General features: G+C 41.8%; 17 protein-coding genes and 4 tRNA genes. 7 read left to right on the forward strand and 14 right to left on the reverse strand.

The genetic code is table 11. From position 1 onward, the window contains the following. Positions 1-66: 66 nt before the first annotated feature. From trpC to WH214_RS04335, 3 genes are read right to left on the reverse strand one after another with little or no spacing between them, the layout of a single operon-like run. Positions 67-873: an indole-3-glycerol phosphate synthase TrpC gene (gene trpC / locus WH214_RS04325; RefSeq protein WP_339422367.1), complete on the reverse strand. Its 807-nt coding sequence runs from the start codon at positions 871-873 to the stop codon at positions 67-69. A 16-nt stretch (positions 874-889) separates the two neighbouring features. Then, positions 890-1,936: an anthranilate phosphoribosyltransferase gene (gene trpD, locus WH214_RS04330; protein WP_339422368.1), complete on the reverse strand. Its 1,047-nt coding sequence runs from the start codon at positions 1,934-1,936 to the stop codon at positions 890-892. Positions 1,937-1,952: 16 nt separating this feature from the next. Beyond that, entirely contained in the window at positions 1,953-2,537 is a 585-nt protein-coding gene (locus WH214_RS04335) for an anthranilate synthase component II (protein ID WP_005400479.1), read from the reverse strand. An 842-nt stretch (positions 2,538-3,379) separates the two neighbouring features. Between WH214_RS04335 and glnA the strand changes: the two genes are divergently transcribed. The 6 genes from glnA (at position 3,380) to WH214_RS04365 (ending at position 8,382) form a co-directional block, all read left to right on the forward strand. Next, positions 3,380-4,795, forward strand: coding sequence for a type I glutamate--ammonia ligase (glnA, locus tag WH214_RS04340; RefSeq protein WP_005400480.1), 1,416 nt, complete (start codon positions 3,380-3,382; stop codon positions 4,793-4,795). Between the two features lie 88 nt (positions 4,796-4,883). After that, complete coding sequence (locus WH214_RS04345) at positions 4,884-5,159, forward strand: hypothetical protein (RefSeq protein WP_339422369.1); 276 nt, start codon at positions 4,884-4,886, stop codon at positions 5,157-5,159. An 82-nt stretch (positions 5,160-5,241) separates the two neighbouring features. Continuing rightward, entirely contained in the window at positions 5,242-5,727 is a 486-nt protein-coding gene (locus WH214_RS04350; RefSeq protein WP_010327240.1) for a chorismate--pyruvate lyase family protein, read from the forward strand. Continuing rightward, on the forward strand, positions 5,724-6,605 hold the full coding sequence (gene ubiA, locus WH214_RS04355) for a 4-hydroxybenzoate octaprenyltransferase (RefSeq protein WP_339422370.1): 882 nt from the start codon (positions 5,724-5,726) through the stop codon (positions 6,603-6,605). Before WH214_RS04350 ends, ubiA begins: the two co-directional genes overlap by 4 nt. A 107-nt stretch (positions 6,606-6,712) precedes the next feature. Further along, positions 6,713-8,053, forward strand: a complete 1,341-nt coding sequence (locus WH214_RS04360) for an alpha/beta hydrolase family protein (protein ID WP_339422371.1) — start codon at positions 6,713-6,715, stop codon at positions 8,051-8,053. Between the two features lie 98 nt (positions 8,054-8,151). Continuing rightward, the gene (locus WH214_RS04365; RefSeq protein WP_039890041.1) at positions 8,152-8,382 is read left to right on the forward strand and encodes a hypothetical protein; all 231 of its coding nucleotides are present in this window, start codon (positions 8,152-8,154) and stop codon (positions 8,380-8,382) included. A 1-nt stretch (position 8,383) separates the two neighbouring features. Here WH214_RS04365 and WH214_RS04370 read toward each other — a convergent pair whose 3' ends face one another. From WH214_RS04370 to WH214_RS04405, 8 genes are all read right to left on the reverse strand, one after another. Then, entirely contained in the window at positions 8,384-8,782 is a 399-nt protein-coding gene (locus WH214_RS04370) for a DUF2726 domain-containing protein (RefSeq protein WP_339992922.1), read from the reverse strand. A gap of 122 nt (positions 8,783-8,904) precedes the next feature. Further along, positions 8,905-8,980, reverse strand: a tRNA-Asn gene (locus WH214_RS04375). A 289-nt stretch (positions 8,981-9,269) separates the two neighbouring features. After that, a tRNA-Asn gene (locus tag WH214_RS04380) sits at positions 9,270-9,345 on the reverse strand. 195 nt (positions 9,346-9,540) lie between these two features. Then, positions 9,541-9,616 (reverse strand) — tRNA-Asn (locus WH214_RS04385). Positions 9,617-9,620: 4 nt separating this feature from the next. Further along, positions 9,621-9,696, reverse strand: a tRNA-Asn gene (locus WH214_RS04390). Positions 9,697-9,840: 144 nt separating this feature from the next. Then, a complete protein-coding gene (locus WH214_RS04395; RefSeq protein ID WP_010327236.1) occupies positions 9,841-10,467 on the reverse strand; it encodes a superoxide dismutase in 627 nt (208 codons plus the stop codon). Between the two features lie 209 nt (positions 10,468-10,676). Continuing rightward, positions 10,677-11,297 (reverse strand): superoxide dismutase, encoded by a 621-nt coding sequence (locus tag WH214_RS04400; RefSeq protein ID WP_339422373.1) that lies wholly within the window; start codon positions 11,295-11,297, stop codon positions 10,677-10,679. A gap of 343 nt (positions 11,298-11,640) precedes the next feature. Beyond that, positions 11,641-12,399: a Nif3-like dinuclear metal center hexameric protein gene (locus WH214_RS04405; RefSeq protein ID WP_336955813.1), complete on the reverse strand. Its 759-nt coding sequence runs from the start codon at positions 12,397-12,399 to the stop codon at positions 11,641-11,643. A gap of 168 nt (positions 12,400-12,567) precedes the next feature. Here WH214_RS04405 and WH214_RS04410 point away from each other — a divergent pair, with 168 nt between their 5' ends. Next, a complete protein-coding gene (locus WH214_RS04410; RefSeq protein WP_004982593.1) occupies positions 12,568-13,746 on the forward strand; it encodes a S1C family serine protease in 1,179 nt (392 codons plus the stop codon). 490 nt (positions 13,747-14,236) lie between these two features. Here the strand turns inward: WH214_RS04410 and WH214_RS04415 are convergent, their stop codons facing one another. The 3 genes from WH214_RS04415 to WH214_RS04425 form a co-directional block, all read right to left on the reverse strand. Next, positions 14,237-15,199: a Tim44 domain-containing protein gene (locus WH214_RS04415; RefSeq protein ID WP_339422374.1), complete on the reverse strand. Its 963-nt coding sequence runs from the start codon at positions 15,197-15,199 to the stop codon at positions 14,237-14,239. A 118-nt stretch (positions 15,200-15,317) separates the two neighbouring features. Then, a complete protein-coding gene (gene radA / locus WH214_RS04420) occupies positions 15,318-16,709 on the reverse strand; it encodes a DNA repair protein RadA (protein WP_339422375.1) in 1,392 nt (463 codons plus the stop codon). A 143-nt stretch (positions 16,710-16,852) separates the two neighbouring features. Then, positions 16,853-18,214 (reverse strand): alanine/glycine:cation symporter family protein, encoded by a 1,362-nt coding sequence (locus WH214_RS04425; protein ID WP_336955809.1) that lies wholly within the window; start codon positions 18,212-18,214, stop codon positions 16,853-16,855. Positions 18,215-18,461 lie beyond the last annotated feature (247 nt).

The following is an 18,461-nucleotide window of genomic DNA, read 5'->3' on the forward strand; positions in this document are numbered from 1 at the left end:
CAGTTTTTTGAAAGTGCAAATTACAAAGTATTCAGGGCAAGAGCATGCCTTACCCTGAATGTGCCATTAAAGTGCTTGAGGTGTTCCAAACAGCTCTGTAAAGGCGTGGTCTGGGCGCGGCTGTTTCATAAAACTTTCACCGACCAAGAAAGTATGAATGTCATGCTCTTGCATCATCGCCACATCCGCTGGGGTCGCAATGCCGCTTTCCGTGACCAGTAGACGAGATGGTTCAAGCAGTTTTTTCAAACGAATCGAAGTGTTTAAATCCACATCAAAGGTTTTTAAATTGCGGTTATTGACACCCAATATGCAACGCTCAGATAGACGTAAAGCACGTTCAAGTTCTGCTTCATCATGTACTTCAACCAAGACATCTAAATTGTGTTCAAAAGCCGTTTTAGACATTTCTTCGAGTTGTTGATTGGACAAGCAGGCCACAATCAGAAGAATACAGTCCGCATGTAAAGCACGTGCTTCAATCACCCCATAAGGGTCAATCAGAAAGTCTTTGCGCAATGCTGGCAGGGCACAGTGAGAACGTGCGATTTGAATGTTCTCATCGGCTCCTTGGAAAAAATCGACATCTGTTAAAACCGATAAACATGCTGCACCTGCAGCTTCGTATTGTTGTGCGATTTCAGCAGGATCAAAGTTTTCACGAATGATGCCTTTAGATGGTGATGCTTTCTTAATTTCAGCGATCACACCTGGTTGTTTGCTCAGTAAAGACTTTGCAAAACCACGCACAGGAGTTGCCTCAAGTGCCCATTCTTCAACATCTTTATAGCTACGTTGTTTGAGGCGTGCAGCAAACTCTTCCTGCTTGCGATCCACAATTTTGCCTAAAATCGTATTTGCGATATCTACCATGACAAAATCCTGTCTATCAAGCGTCGTATTGTTTAAGAGTTTTAGTGAATTCAGCAAGGATGCTCATCTTTTCTAAGGCTTGTCCGCCGTAGATGATGTCATGTGCTAAAGCCACGCCTTGTTTATAGCTGGTACAAAGTCCAGAGACATACAGACCGGCACCTGCATTTAAAGCAATCATGTTGGCTGCTTTTTCGCCTTTATCCGATTTGTTTTTGCCTAAGGCATCTTTGATTAGGCTTAAACTTTCAGCAGAATCTTGAATGATTAAACCTGTTAAAGTTTGCGATTCGATCCCAACATCTTCAGGTTGAATCTCCCATTCGGTGACTTCACCATTTTTGAGTTCAGCCACATAGGTGCTTGATGCAAGGCTAATTTCATCTAAACCATCTTTCGAATGAACCACCATGACATGTTCTGCCCCCAGTTGTTTCATCACTTCTGCAATGGGACGGCATAATTCAGTCGAAAACACCCCAATCACTAGACGTTTTACTCCAGCCGGATTCGTAAGCGGGCCAAGTAAATTGAAAATACTGCGAATGCCTAATTCACGACGTGGGCCAACGGCATATTTCATCGCTTTGTGATGATTCGGGGCAAACAAGAAACCGACACCCATTTCACGAATACAGCGTTCAGTTTGTTGCATGTTTAAGTCAAGTTGGATGCCTGCTTGTTCTAACAAGTCCGAGGAACCCGATTTGGTTGAAACACCACGGTTACCATGTTTAGCAATGGTTGCACCTGCCGCTGCAATCACAAAAGCAGACGCTGTCGAGACGTTAAATAAGTTCTGACCGTCACCACCTGTACCGACAATGTCGACTAAATAAGGCACATCACTGACATCAATTTTAATGGCAAACTCGCGCATGACACGAGCTGCTGCGGTAATTTCATCAATACTTTCGCCTTTTAAGCGAAGACCCATCATTAGTGCACCAATTTGGGCATCTGTTGCTTCACCATTCATGATGGTGCGCATGACGTCTTCCATTTGCGGCTGCGTCAACTCAATATTTTTAGTGATGTTATTTAAAGCTTGTTGCATATTCATTTTTCACTGCACTCATTTATGCGTAAATTTCTAAAAAGTTCTTAAAGATTTGATGGCCATGCTGACTCAAGATTGATTCAGGGTGAAATTGCACGCCTTCAACGGCAAGCGTCTTATGCTTTACACCCATGATTTCTTCAATTGAGCCATCGGCTTCATTGGTCCAGCAAGTCACTTCTAAGCATTCAGGCAAGCTTTCTTGATCAATCACCAGTGAGTGATAACGCGTTGCTGAAAATGGAGAAGGGAGGTTGCTAAAAATGCCTTTATTCGAGTGGTGCATGTCAGACAAACGACCATGCATCACTTTTTTGGCACGAATGATTTCGCCGCCAAAAGCCTGACCAATGGCCTGATGTCCTAAGCACACCCCTAATAATGGAATTTTTCCAGCAAAATGCTGAATGGCTGGAATAGAAATTCCTGCTTCCGAAGGTGAGCATGGACCAGGGCCAATTACAAGATACTTAGGTTGCCATCGCTCAATATCTTCCAATGTCACGGCATCATTACGTACTACTTTTACTTCTTGATTTAACTCGCCAAAATACTGGACGATGTTGTATGTAAAAGAGTCATAGTTGTCGATCATTAAAAGCATGAGCTTAACCTATTGAAATTTATGCACATAAATGTGCTTGAAGAGTCCTATGGTATTCGTGCGTTTACATTATAAAGCTATAAGTAAATTATTTTTCTCATTCAATGACTTGAATGGAGGCACAAAACCGAAATTATCATAGCAAAAAATACACAGCTAGGGCTCGACATTTTTTTTCGGGCCTAAAAATTACAATGGGTTTTGTTACTAACTGATATAGAGTTTATGAATATCTCAGATTCAAATTCTAACGAGAAACCTCGTGGACTATGTGTAAATGTCATGAAGCATGCACATTCAAGGAATATAAAAGAATATCTCTTAATGCAGTGAGCCAAAAACTCCCCGAATGTCACCAAAACAGAGCATATTTTTTTGCTTAGTCACATCTGAGATTTCGGCTTTATATTGGGTTTGAAAGGAGAGGTTTTTAATTTTTTAAAAATCAAATAAAAACAGTTAATTACGCTGATTATATTTGATTTCAGGTATATCGCTCGCCGTGATATGAGGTGTGGAAGTCAAATCAAGGCGAAAATAACAGCTTAAACATCACTCTAATTTATAAGAAATGGGTGTAAATTGACCAGTGAAATTTAAAAATGCACCATTATGATCCACACTCGAAATCTTTTAGATTAAATGTGAAGAAGCGTGCTTGAATATGGTGCATTTACTTTTTAGCTCAGTATAATAGAGCCAAAGCAAACAGCTTAAAACTGTTATTCTGATAATGAATTCAATATTTTAGCTAAGCTTTTTAAAGTTGGTACGGTAATTGCTTTAGAACAACCAACTACTAACACGCACTAAAGAGTGCAACAAAAATTCATCGGAGCAAAATGAGCATGGCGAACAAGGTCCTACAACTCATCCAAGAAAGTGGCGCAAAATGGGTCGATTTCCGTTTTACGGATACTAAGGGTAAAGAACAACACGTAACTTACCCAGCAGATACTATCGACGAAGATACTTTTGAAGACGGTAAAATGTTTGATGGTTCTTCTATCGCTGGTTGGAAAGGCATTGAAGCATCTGACATGATCTTACGCCCAGATGCTGCAACTGGTTTTATCGACCCGTTCTTCGCTGAGCCGACAGTAGTTGTTACTTGTGACGTTATTGAGCCATCAACAGGTCAAGGTTATGACCGTGACCCGCGTTCGATTGCTCGCCGTGCTGAAGAATACCTAAAATCTACAGGTATTGGTGATACTGCATTCTTTGGTCCAGAACCAGAATTCTTCGTATTTGACGAAGTAAAATGGGAAATTGATATGTCTGGCGCGCGCCATACATTGATTGCTGAAGAAGCTGCTTGGTCAACAAACAAAGACTACGAAGGCGGAAACTCTGGTCACCGTCCACGTGTTAAAGGTGGCTACTTCCCAGTTCCTCCAGTTGACTCTTCACATGACATGCGTGCTGATATGTGTGCGCGTATTGAAGACATCATGGGCCCAGGTCGTGTAGAAGTACATCACCACGAAGTTGCATCTTGCCAATTAGAAATTGGTGTAAGCTTCAACACAATGGTTCGTAAAGCAGACGAAGTACAACAGTTCAAATATGCTGTTTGGAACGTTGCGCACCAATATGCAAAAACTGCGACTTTCATGCCTAAGCCAATGGTTGGTGATAACGGTTCTGGTATGCACGTTCACATGTCGATCTCTAAAGATGGCAAGAACTTGTTTGCTGGTGATGAATATGCTGGTCTTTCAGAAATGGCGCTTTACTTCATCGGTGGTGTAATTAAACACGCTCGTGCATTGAACGCAATTACGAACCCATCTACAAACTCGTACAAGCGTTTAGTTCCACACTTCGAAGCGCCGATTATGTTGGCTTACTCAGCACGTAACCGTTCTGCTTCTATCCGTATTCCTTACGTTTCTAGCCCTAAAGGCAAACGTATCGAAGCTCGCTTCCCAGATCCAATGATGAACCCGTACTTAGGTTTCGCTGCATTGTTAATGGCGGGTCTTGATGGTATCCAAAACAAGATTCACCCAGGTGAAGCAGCTGACAAAAACTTATACGACCTTCCTCCTGAAGAAGAAGCGAAAATCCCTACAGTTGCGCACAGCCTAGATATGGCTCTTGAAGCGCTTCAAGCAGATCATGAGTTCCTTCTTAAAGGTGGTGTATTTACGAAAGAAATGCTTGATGCATATATCGAACTTAAAACTGAAGAAGTGCGTCGTTTGAACACGACAACTCACCCAGTTGAATTTGATATGTACTACAGCTTGTAATTCTGAACTGAATTTCACTGTAAAAAACCCGCGCTAGTCGCGGGTTTTTTTGTATCATCTGTTTAACTTGAAAAAATTGATGAAAGTAATGGCACAGCGTAAAAAGCACACCAGTTTTTATCCTTGGATTGATCCTAAAGATCACGACAAAGGTTTTAAGCTAAATTTTTCGATGGTGACTTATATCGAAGTTGGTCGCACCCCTGAAGGTTATAAGCATGCAGAATTTGTTGCATTGAAAAGCCCAGAGTTGGCACTGGATTATGATTATCCTCAAAGTTTTTACTTGAGTACTGAAGGTTTTATTTTGATAAGAACTCCGCAAGGTAAATTTGAAACCATTGCAAAAACAGATAATTGCTAAAGATTGATCTTACAATCAAATACATTCTTCATAACTCAAAAAGCGTTTAAGCGCACAGTAAATCAATGGTACAGGTAGGCTTATGCAGCAGATTCCAGCTGAACTGAAAACATGGTTATATGCTTCAGGTTCACTTACTCAGCAACTGACGGATTTGGCTGATGGGGCGTTTAGGGTTCAACCAACCAAAGAGCATTTTCAGCGTCTTCAGTTTATCGATGCAAAATGGATGGGCATGCCGTTTCAGCATACGTCATGGGTACGAGAAAGTTTTTTATATGGCAGTGATGCAGAGCCTTGGGTCAAAGCCAAAAGCATTTTCCCGATCTTAAGTTTGCAAGGCCGCGCACGGCTTTTTAAACATATTGGTAAAAAACCGATTGGTTGGTTCTTGTTTCAGCGCACCAATCCAGCATGTGAACGTCGTGTGATTTGGCTAGAAGATGGCTGGACCAGACAGAGCTGTTATACTTGGCACGGTTGCAAGTTTATTGTTCAAGAAACCTTTTTGGCTAGTTTTGAGCAATTTTTGCAAAAGCAGAATTCAGCATCTGAAGGACAGTCATGACAACTGCGCATCAAATTACTTGGCGTGAACGTTTAGAAGCCTATTATTATTTATGTCGTTTTGATAAGCCTGTTGGCACAGAATTGGTGTTCTGGCCTACCATGTGGGCACTATGGATTGCAGCAGAGGGCATACCGCCAATTGGTATTCTGATTCCGATGGTACTTGGCACGATATTTATGCGTGCGGCTGGGTGTGCAATTAATGATTTTGCTGATCGTAAGGTCGATGCGCATGTAGAGCGCACTAAAACGAGGCCCTTAGCAACAGGGATTATCACAGCCAAAGAAGCCATTTATGTGTTTCTAGCTTTAGTCTTTGCTAGTGCTTGTATGTTGTTGTTTCTACCGATTGAAACGTTTTATTGTGCTTTAGGCGGGCTTTTTCTCGCATTTATATATCCTTTCATGAAGCGCTATACCCATTTGCCTCAGGTTGTTTTAGGCATGGCTTTTTCGTGGGGAATTCCGATGTCCTTTACGGCTATGGGTAAACCATTAGATTTAACCTGTTGGTTGCTGTATTTTGGCAATCTGGCTTGGACTGTGGCGTATGATACTCAATATGCCATTACCGACCGTGAATATGATTTAAAAATTGGGGTGAAGTCGACAGCCATTTTGTTTGGTCGTTTTGATATTCAAATCATTGCACTTTTACAGGTGATGAGTGTCATTTTGATCGGTACGGCGCTTTACCTTGAAAATTTATTGATGCCATTGGGTTTAATCGCATTGCTTGTAGTCGTGGCTGATTTTATTTATCAATGGTCCAAAACCAAAGACAAAGATCCACAGCGTTGTTTTTGGGCATTCCGTCACAATCGTTGGGTGGGACTTCTTATCTTTACTGGAATCTTTTTAGAATTAATTATTTAAAGTGATTGTTTGGTTGAAAAGCGTCCTATACAGGGCGCTTTTTTTATGTCTTAATAAAACGGCATGTAGTTTCATGCTTAAAAAAACAACGAATAAAAGGATATTTTATGAAACGCTCGAAAATAGCATTAGCCCTTACAGTTGCCGTTTCAATGCTGTCTTTAACTGCTTGTAATGACGATGATGATTCGCCCGCTTCAAATCAAAAACAGACCTATGTTTCTGAAAGTGCTTATTCAGAAGACACATTAAACACTGCAGCTTCTATTAAGGTAATGACGTATAACATGGAAAATGTTCAAGGTCAGACCGCTAAAGCAACGGCGCTGGTGATGTTCCCTAAAGTAGCACCACCTATAGATGGTTATCGCGTAGTGGTTTGGGAGCATGGCACGGTTGGGGTAGGTGATAGTTGTGCACCAAGTAATAATATGATTCACCCACGTTTTAAAATTTTAGCAGACAGTCTACTAGCTGCTGGTTATGTGGTTGTTGCGCCAGATTATGAAGGTTTGGGCACGCCAGGGATTCATCCATATTTAAACTTATCTAGTGCTGCGAAGTCAGCGCTTTCTGCTGTACAAGCAGCAAAAGATCATTATGGTAAGCAGTTGAATGGTGCGTGGATGTCTGTGGGGCAATCTCAAGGGGGGCATGCCTCATTAGCGACCGCAGAATACGCAAATACAGATGCAACCTATAAAGGTGCTGTGGCAGGTGCACCAGCTTCGAGTTTGGGCAAAATTATTCTTGAGGTTGCGCCAGCAGCTTTAGCTGGCATTGAAGAGCAAGAAATTAAACTTGGTGTACCTTTGGCTGCACGTACTTCGGTCGATTCTTATGCAACCTTATTGGCTTATGCAGCATTAACGGGCGTTGGTATTAAAGCGTATGAGCCGCGATTTAATTATCAGGACATTTTCCAATCACGTGCCAAATCTTTGGCTGAGTTTGCAGAAGGTTCAACAGGGGATAATGGTCTGTGTTTAGACAATGATAGTGACCCAAGTTTAAGCTTAATTAATAAATTTAAAGACGATATTATTCAGTTTATGACAGCAAATCCTGATAAAAAAGTCATGGATTATCCTGGTTTAGATACTAGTGTGTTTGCAACCAATGAAACCGTAAAAAACTTCTTAGTAAGCAGTCAGCCTGGGACTAAACGAATTGATAAACCTGTATATATAGTACAAGGTACATTGGATACAAATGTTCCATATCCAGTCACACAGGGTTTAGTTACGAAGTTGCAAGGATTGGGTTCACCAAATGTTTTATTAGATCCAGTTGTTGGAGCAACTCATACCCAAGCAATTGTATGTAAAAATTTACAAGTTTATAATTTTATTCAAGATAAGATGCCAGCAAATACTAATATTATACTTGATCCAAATACAGTGGATGCCAGCACCAATGAAAATTGTACAGGTATAGCACCGACATAAAATTAACCATTTAAACTGAAAACAGAGCCTCATGATTGAGGCTCTTTTTTGTTATAGTATTTGCCCATCAAAATCTAGATATTGGAAATAGGCTGGCTATGACGAAATCAACTCAAAAACTAACGCCAAAAGTGATGTTTTTAGCGAGTCTTGGTATTGTGATTCCATTGCTTATTTTAGGGATTGCTTTTTTAGCGGTAAAAAGCGATGCAAAAAACCAAGCGGAATATCAGCGTATTAAGGAAGAACAACAGCAGCGTATTCAAGAAAAGTTGGCTGCCGAAAAGCAATTCACACAGCAGGAAGCGAGCAGCGCGGTCTCAAAATAATTCAAGCACGCATTGCAGGTGTGACACCAATGTGTTTGTGCAGTTGGCGAATGCTTGGAATTTCTGTAAAACGCAGAACGATGTAACCTGCTTCATTGAGCATGGCATCACGTTCTGCATCTTCTTGTTCTTTGCCGATATGGGAAGGATCATCGAGTTCAATAATCACCACGACCGCTAATTGTTCATCTAATAAAACGAAATCGGTGACTTTACGGTTAAACTTGGCCCGTATTTTATAGTAGTCACTGGTAATCAGCGAGCTAAATGAAACCTGAGCTAGAACATGATGGCGTGGGAAGGCTTCTTTTAAGCGAATAAACATTTTACGTTCAAACGGCGTAATGACGTGTTTGGCATAAACCTTTTGCTTACGGCGAAACAGGTCAGGGTAGACCATGATCACTAACGTAATAGTGGCGAAGCAGCCGATGATAAAAAAGATGATTTGACTCAGATCGAACACAATATTTTCTAGCACAAAGAAAAAACCCACTCGCATGGAGTGGGTTTTTAGAATTTTGGCTCTCCAACCTGGGCTCGAACCAGGGACCTGCGGATTAACAGTCCGTCGCTCTACCGACTGAGCTATTGGAGAATCTGCACGCATTCTATGTGGCAAAGCTCAAAGGGTCAAGTCTTTGGCCTGATATTTTTATATAATCTGTTTTAAATGATTTAAAAATAAACGGTTTAGCTTTTATTGATGTGATTCGATTCAGCTATCTTTGATTTTCTATGAAGATATTATGGGTATTCAAGCTGAGAAGGGCCTGTATGGAAAGCTGCTTTGCAGTGATTTTGAGAGATTGGTTTTACTTATGGGTGAATGTCGTTTTTATAGATAGAAAAAAGCCCAAGTCATGATGCTTGGGCTTTTTAAAATTTGGCTCTCCAACCTGGGCTCGAACCAGGGACCTGCGGATTAACAGTCCGTCGCTCTACCGACTGAGCTATTGGAGAATCTGAAATGCAGTATAGAGAAAATTACACATCGGTCAAGTTACAATTCTAAAAAAAGTCGAATTTTAGATTAAATGTTTTTTTTATAAACAATTTGATATGTCATAGCTGTATACCAGAATGGTATAGGATGTAGATCAAAACAATGATCAATAAAAAAAGCCCAAGTCACGATGCTTGGGCTTTTTAGAATCTTGGCTCTTCCACCTGGGCTCGAACCAGGGACCTGCGGATTAACAGTCCGTCGCTCTACCGACTGAGCTATGGAAGAATAGTGGCTCTCCAACCTGGGCTCGAACCAGGGACCTGCGGATTAACAGTCCGTCGCTCTACCGACTGAGCTATTGGAGAATCTGATGCGCATTTTAGGGAGGAAAGGAAAATGGGTCAAGCAAAAAATATTGAGAAATGAATTGTTTGCTTTATAAATATGCGTTTAGGTAGCAAAAACAAAAAAACCGCTCAAAAAGAGCGGTTTTTTAAACAAGACGAATCTTATTTTTCAACGCCAGCAGCTTGACCTGCATATTTCGCGTTTGCATAATCCCAGTTTACAAGGCTTTCAAGGAAAGTTTTGATGTAAACAGGACGTGCATTACGGAAGTCGATGTAGTAAGCATGTTCCCAAACGTCAATAGTTAACACTGCAACTTTACCGTGTGCAAGTGGAGTGTCTGCATTTGAAGTTTTAAGGATAGAAAGGTTACCATTTACTTCGTCAGCAACTAACCAAGCCCAACCTGAACCGAATTGAGTTGTTGCAGCAGCAGCAAATTCTTCAGCGAATTTTTCGTAAGAACCGAACGCTTCATCAATTTTAGCAGCTAAAGCACCTGTTGCTTTACCACCACCGTTTTTAGCCATACAGTTCCAGTAGAATGTGTGGTTCCAAACTTGTGCTGCATTATTGAAGATACCTGCTTTAGATGCATCACCAGCAGAAGCTGTGATGATTTCTTCTAAAGTTTTACCTTCAAGGTCAGTACCCTTGATTAGGTTGTTTAGGTTAACAACATAAGTATTGTGGTGTTTGTCGTGGTGGAATTCTAAAGTTTCTTTGCTGATGTGCGGAGCAAGATCTTCGTAGCCATATGGAAGTGCAGGTAAAGTAATGGTTGTCATGTTTCATTCCTTGCAGATTTGCTGGGTTTTACTTTAAGTGCATTTATTGTAAATGATTCTATAGACAATAGGGCAGTCTTTTAATACACAAAATATGCAAAAAACTTCGCAAGGAGACATATACGATACACAGGATATCGTTAGAGTCTTTCGTACAGAATATATTCATTTTAAAAGACTCTAAGCTCTAGATGGATTGAGATGGGTGATTAATTTTTAGTCTGTAACGCAGCGTGGTAACGGCGATTTACTTCATCCCAATCGACCACATTATAAAAGGCATTGATATATTCAGGACGGCGGTTTTGGTATTTTAGATAATACGCATGTTCCCATACATCTAAACCGAGAATAGGGGTATGACCGTGCATAAGTGGGGAATCCTGATTTGCACTGCTTTCAACAATTAGCTGGTGTTCAGGTGTCACGCTCAGCCATGCCCAACCACTGCCAAAACGGCTAATCGCGGCTTTGGTAAATGCATCTTTAAAAGCATCAAAACCACCGAGTTGCTCATCAATAGCCTTTCCCACAGCTCCAGTCGGTTGGCCACCACCTTGTGGACTCATGACCGTCCAAAACAGTGAGTGGTTGGCATGACCACCTGCATTATTGATCACCATATTTTTAAGATCAGTAGGGACTTCATTGACTTTGGCAACCAAATCTTCCACAGACAGTTTCTCCCATTCTGTGCCTGCAATCGCGCCATTAATGTTATTGATGTAGGTTTGATGGTGTTTACTGTGGTGAATTTCCATCGTTTTCGTATCAATATTGGGTTCGAGTGCATCATAGGCATAAGGAAGAGCGGGTAAAGAATAAGCCATGTGTTTGATTCCTTTAATCATCAAAATTGTTTTATTGGGATTTTTCAAAGCAGTTTTATTATCCACTTAAAGGTTAATGAGAATCAATATGTTTATTATTTACAATTTAGAATGGAGCGTCGGAAGTTTTATTGTTCATATTGGTTGAACGTTCAGCAGGTATAACAAGGATGAGATGCAAAGCGTTTTTGAACTGATGCTATGTTTTGAATTAAAAATACGAAAGACTAGGGATAATATTTTAAAAATTAGTCATTTGCTTAAATGGAGGTGATGTTGGATGCTATGTGATGTAAGCGCATTGAGAGGACTGGGATGAAAGGAGTTTCATCCCAGCGATTGCTTAGATCGGGTTGTTTAACTCGAAATAAACATATTCAATATCAAATTGTTCTGAAATGGCTTGACCTAATCGTTGCACGCCATAGCGTTCAGTCGCATGATGTCCGCAAGCAAAATAATGTATGCCTAATTCTTTGGCTTCATAGAAGGTACGTTCACTGACTTCGCCTGAAATATAGGCATCACAGCCTTGTTCAGCGGCTTTTACAATAAAATCTTGTGCACCACCGGTACAAAAACCGACTTTTTCAATCATGGTCTTGTCCGCAGGAAGATGGGTGACATCAAACTTTAATGTCTCAGATACAAACTTTTTAAAGTCTTCCACAGGCATAGGCTGGTTTAAATAACCAATATTACCAATAGGATGACGCTCAGATGGATCAAGTGCCTCAATACGTTCCAGTTTGAGCAAATCTGCAATCGCTGCATTATTTCCAAGACTCGGATGGCTGTCGAGGGGGAGGTGATATGCCAACAAAGAAATGTCATGTTGAATCAGACTCTTGATCCGTTTACCGCGCATACCTGTGATGGGGTAGGCTTCACCTTTCCAAAAATAACCATGATGCACCAGTAAAAGATCCGCATTTTCTCGGATCGCGGCATCTATGGCATCTTGCGATGCAGTCACAGCAGCTAAAATTTTACGCACTTCGGTTTTACCTTCAATTTGAAGGCCATTCGGTGCATAGTCCTTAAACTCAGGTGATTTGAGGGTTTGATCACACCATTGGATAATGTCTTGTAATTTTGCCATATCGACTTAAAAACTCTTTTAAATTGATTACATCGGAACCTATTGTTTATTGTAACTAAAGCATGACAAAACTCTTGCTTATTTTTGTGCTTCGGCTTGAATTTCGCTTTACAATAGGCATAAATTACTTAGTCATCAATGAATTAAAACATTTTAGAGGGTGAAATCGTGCGCAGGACCTTTTCCTGGTTACCTTGGGTATTACTCATTTTAGTCATTGCTGGATTTTTTGCTTGGCAGCAGTATCAAAAACCAAAAGCGCCTGTGGCGTCGGATGGTATTAAGATGCCTGCTGAAAAGGTGGAGCCTTTAATTAACACCACGCGTACGGGTGGGGTGGTTTCTTATAGTGCCGCCGTGAAAGTGGCTGCGCCAGCAGTAGTGAATATTTTTACCACGCAAAAAGTCAAACAACTTGACCATCCATTACTCAATGATCCTGCGTTCCGTGAATTTTTTGGCAATCAAATTCCAGATCAGTTTAGCCAAAATAAAAATGAAAACAGTTTAGGCTCAGGTGTGATTGTTCGTCCTGATGGTTATATTTTGACGAATAATCATGTGATTGCTCAAGCTGATCAAATTGTTGTGGCATTACAAGATGGCCGTCGTGCAGTGGCAAAAGTGATTGGTACCGACCCCGATACCGATTTGGCTGTGATTAAAATTGAGCTGGCGAATCTGCCTGTTTTACCTTTTAAGCTCAGTGGTAACGAAGTGGGTGATGTAGTCTTGGCCATTGGCAACCCATTTGGTGTAGGTCAAACCGTTACACAGGGGATTGTCTCTGCTACAGGACGCTCTGACTTAGGTATTAACACCTATGAAGACTTCATTCAAACCGATGCTGCGATTAATCCAGGTAATTCTGGTGGTGCTTTGATTGATGTCGCGGGTAATTTGATTGGGGTTAATACTGCGATTTTCTCTCAGTCAGGTGGGTCTTTAGGTATTGGTTTCGCCATTCCTGCAAGAATTTGCCAACAAGTACTGAACTCTATTCTTAAAGACGGCCGTGTGGTACGTGGTTGGCTAGGTATTAGTTTATTGCCTGTTGAACAAGTCAATATCTTAGAGCCTAAAGGGCCCGGTGTGGTTGTCGCGGACGTATTAAAAACGGGACCTGCTGCAAAAGCTGGTTTAAAGAAAGGCGACAAGATTGTGAAAGTGAATGATGAAGTGATTACTTCAACCTCACATTTGATTAATTTTGTGGCTCTACAACCGCCAAATAGCACCATTCAGATTTCACTTGAGCGCGATGGCAAACCTTTAGATGTGGCTGTGGTTGTTGGGGAAAGAAAAGAGCAAAATCAGGACTCTCAATTTATCCCATTACCTGAATAAGACTAAAAACGTAAATAAAAATGCCTCTTATATAGAGGCATTTTTTATGAGTAGATGATTTACAGCGTGAATATTAGATGCAGAGCATGATCAATAGAAACCCTGTGCATTTTAAAGCTTGAGAGTGGTAAATGATGATCTCAGTTTTAGACGAAAATTAAAGCTCACTTATTTTTAGATATTGCCCATTTGTATCAAACATGAATAACGCGGTTAACTTATTAGGGAGAAGTGTAGGTCGAAGCTAAAAGAAGGTGTATGACTGAGGATGCCTTGTGCAGTCTCTTTGTGTGATTCTTATTTAACATACATGATAGGTTTTACTTATTAGGAAATGTTGAGCCTAACTTTTAGGAAAACCATTGGCTGTTATCGTTTTGAATGGTGTTTTTGTTTAAGCGAGGCGCTGATGACTAGGTTGAATCGACAGGCGGATTTATAGGGCACAAAAAAACAGCAACCGAAGTCGCTGTTTTTATATATCTGGAAATTACGCTTCTTGTTGGATACCCGCAACGAGCCAGTCTTGGGTAGAACCCGCAGGTTTTACAAAGTGCCAAACTTCAGCAAAAGGTTGCGGTAAGCTGTTGAGGTCTTCACTTACTGTACCAGTAAAACGTACGCTAACCACGTATTGGCCATTTTCTGTCGCAGAGTCTGAAACCATCGCATTAAGGTTTGAAAACTCAGCTACATCTTGATCTTGATTCGCCATAATGTCTTGATACATAGACTGGTAAAGATCAGGTGTTAAGTAACGTTGAATTTCAGAGATGTTACTTGCAGTGTTCATTGACTGAATATGATTGAAACGTTGACGAGCAATACGTAAGAAAGCAGCGGGTTCTGTACCGTCTGGCAACTGACTACCACTATTGGTATAGGCAGCGCCAAAAGGTGCGTTGTTTTGTGGTGTAGCAGCTGAACCACCTACAGACTGACCAAAAATATTGCTGTTGTCATTTGATGTACGTGGTGCAGCTTGTTGGCCAAACGGTGCTTGAGTTGAACCGTTATTTGGCGCGTATGGATTAGGTGCTACTTTTTTTTTTGCGCCCATTTTACGGAAAATGAAGAAGGCAACAGCAGCAGCAAGAAGAATCCAGATCCAGCTTGGAATACCACCTTTTTCTTCCTGTGTTTGCGCTTGAGAAGCAGAGTTGTCATCTGCCAATGCATTTGCAGCTACAGCACCAATTGCAGCACCTGCTACACCCGCCGCAACCATACCACCGACGCCTGGACCAGATTTAGCTGGAGCTGTAGCGGGCGCGGTAGGTTGTTGAGCTGGAGTTGCTTGACGAGGTTGTTGATAAGACTGAGTTGGTGCAGCTTGACGGCTCATGCCGTGGCTTTTACCACCACCTGCACGTTTAGCTTCTGCGGCTAAGGGTGCAACTAAAAGAGCCGCTGTTAAAAAACCAGCAATCAAACCACGCTGTCGAACTTCCATCAAATTTTCCTACTCTATAAAAAATAAATTTTAACTCTACCTTTATGCAGCCTTTCATCCTAAATTTCAATAAAAAACGTGTTTATTTTATGAGAAATTCAAATGAATGGAATTTAGCTTAGTTGAGTTCGTCACTTAAGCTCATGGCTTCAGTGAGCGCCTCATGTAAGCGCGCCACAGAGATTACCTTCACCCCAGCAATATCTTTTTGCGGTGCGTTGCCTCGCGGTAGAATAATGTATTTAAAACCATGTTTAATGGCTTCTTTTAAGCGTTCCTGCCCATTGGGGACTGGGCGAATTTCCCCAGAGAGTCCTACTTCACCAAAAACAGCCAGTTGTTGTGGCAGCGCTTTACCCCGCAGACTCGAGGCACAGGCCAATAAAACAGCCAAGTCAGAGCCTGTTTCCGTGATTTTTAAACCACCGACAACGTTGACGTAGACATCTTGTCCAGATGTTTGCACGCCACCATGGCGATGCATCACCGCCAAGAGCATATTTAAACGGTTTTGTTCTAAACCCAAGGCGACTCGGCGCGGTTGACCATGTGCATCATCAACCAAAGCTTGAACCTCAACCAACAGAGGACGTGTGCCTTCACGGCTGATCATCACGATTGAGCCTGCAATGGCTTCATCATAACGGCTTAAAAAAATGGCTGAAGGATTCGCCACTTCTCTTAAGCCTTTATCGGTCATGCCAAAAACCCCGAGTTCATTGACTGCACCAAAACGGTTTTTAACGGCACGAATCATCCGATAACGTGAGTCGGACTGACCTTCAAAGTACAGAACACAGTCGACCATATGTTCAAGCACACGCGGGCCAGCCAGTGCACCTTCTTTGGTGACGTGTCCGACGATGAACAAGGCTGTGCCACTATTTTTAGCAAAACGCGTCAGTAAAGCTGCGGACTCGCGAATTTGAGAAACACCGCCCGGCGCTGACTGGAGTGTTTCGGTATAAAGGGTTTGAATGGAATCTAAAATTGCCACGGCTGGACGTTCGTGAGCAAGCATTTCACATATCCGCTCGACACAGGTTTCTGCCATGACTTTGAGTTTATCTGTAGGCAGATCAAGACGATTTGCACGCAAAGCCACTTGAGAGAGTGATTCCTCACCTGTGACATACAATGCCGCACTGTTGGCCGCAGCCATGTGCGTTGCTGTTTGCAATAAAATGGTCGATTTACCGATACCTGGATCACCACCAATCAGCACCACGGAGCCTGTGACCAAACCACCGCCAAGCACGCGATCAAACTCACCAATCCCTGTAGCCAGTCGAGTCTCATGTGAAACTGAAATTTGATTTAAGGTGCTAATAGCAGCAGCTTGACCTGCATAGCCGCCACCCATTTTGGGCTGCGCACGATGTGTGACTGCAGGTGCAATATTGACTTCAACCAGACTATTCCATTCCCCACATTCAGAACATTGACCCGCCCATTTTGAATGGTCAGCGCCACATTGTTCACAGCGGTAAACACTTTTTGCTTTTGCCATGCTTTATTTGATGCACTATTTGGAGTATTCGATGGTTCAACAGCATACAGAGGATTGGATTTGAAATGAATGCTCTAAATCAAAAAGCCACCCAAAGGTGGCTTAACTATTGCAGATTTTAAAAATGTGCGTTGAAAATAGCCTTAGTACAACTCACCTGATTTACGTTTTTCGACAAAATCACGTGACTCTTTCACAATCACCGTCGACAGCAATAACAAGGCGATTAAGTTTGGAACCGCCATTAAGCCATTAAAGGTATCGGCAAATAGCCAGACTAAATCAAGAGATGCCACGCAACCAATAAAGACTGAAGCGATGTAAATGAGACGGTACAGCAGGACATACTTTTCACCGAGTAAATACGTACAGCATTTTTCGCCGTAATAGCACCAACCTAAAATGGTGGAGTAAGCGAAGAACACAATACCAAAAGTCACGATCCAGCCTCCGACACCCGGTAGTAATTGGTCAAAAATATGGGTGGTTAATACCGCGCCTGTTTCGCCACCAAAACTATTGCCCGCCATGATAAAGCCCATGACCAAAACGATACCTGTGATACTACAGACGATAATGGTATCGATAAATGTACCTGTCATTGAGACTAAGCCTTGACGCGCAGGGTGGTCGGTTTTTGCAGCAGCGGCGGCAATGGGTGCTGAACCCATCCCCGCTTCATTTGAGAAGACGCCACGAGCGACACCGTAACGAATGACGGCACCAATTGCACCACCTGCTACTGCTTCACCAGTAAAGGCATCACGGAAGATCAGTTCAAGTGCAGGCATGACGAGTTCAAGGTGGTTGAAGATAATAATGAGACCACCGAGGACATAGCCAATCGCCATTACGGGAACAATCAAAGATGCTGCTTTAGAAATAGACTTAATTCCGCCTAGAATAACCAAAGCAGAGAATACAGTAATGACGATACCTGTGATCCATGTTGCAACTCCTGTACTGTTTTCAACAGCGAGCGCAACCGTGTTGGATTGCACTGAACTGCCAATCCCAAAAGACGCCAAGGTGCCAAACAGCGCAAAAATCAGTGCTAACCATTTCCATTTTAGGCCGCGTTCAATGTAGTACATTGGACCGCCAGACATTTCACCTTTTTCATTTTTGATTCGGTATTTAACCGCCAGTACGCCTTCCCCATATTTGGTTGCCATACCAAACAGGGCGGTCATCCACATCCAAAACACTGCACCTGGACCCCCTAGGACACAAGCGGTGGCAACGCCTGCGATATTACCCGTACCAATGGTGGCAGAGAGTGCTGTCATAAGGGATGCGAAGTGGGAGATATCTCCGGTATGGGAATGTGCTTGGTCATGTTTGCCAAAGACTTGTTTAAAGGCCAAAGGCAACATGCGGATTTGCCAGAAAAATAAGCGTAGTGTGAGGAATATCCCTGTTCCGACAATGAGGACCAACATATAGGGTCCCCAGACCCAACCACTGATGGTTTCCATAAACGTTTGTAAATTTTGTGTATTCATTCTTGTTTTAGTCCTCTATGTTTTAAAACTTGAAATTTCTAGAAAAATTTTGAGTTTTATTAAGCAATTGATATGCCACAGTCATGCTTCCTGCACGATTTTTTATTGATTTTTAGTCTTGTTGTATTTGTTACATGGAATTTATTTTTTGACAAGTATTTTGCTGTTTTTTTCAGCAGGAACTTTTACGTGTCCTTTGTCGCATTAAATATAAGAAAAATTAATTAACTTTTCAAAAGATGTTGAA

Source organism: Acinetobacter sp. MYb191, from assembly GCF_037572605.1.
In the GTDB taxonomy this organism is placed as follows: domain Bacteria; phylum Pseudomonadota; class Gammaproteobacteria; order Pseudomonadales; family Moraxellaceae; genus Acinetobacter; species Acinetobacter johnsonii.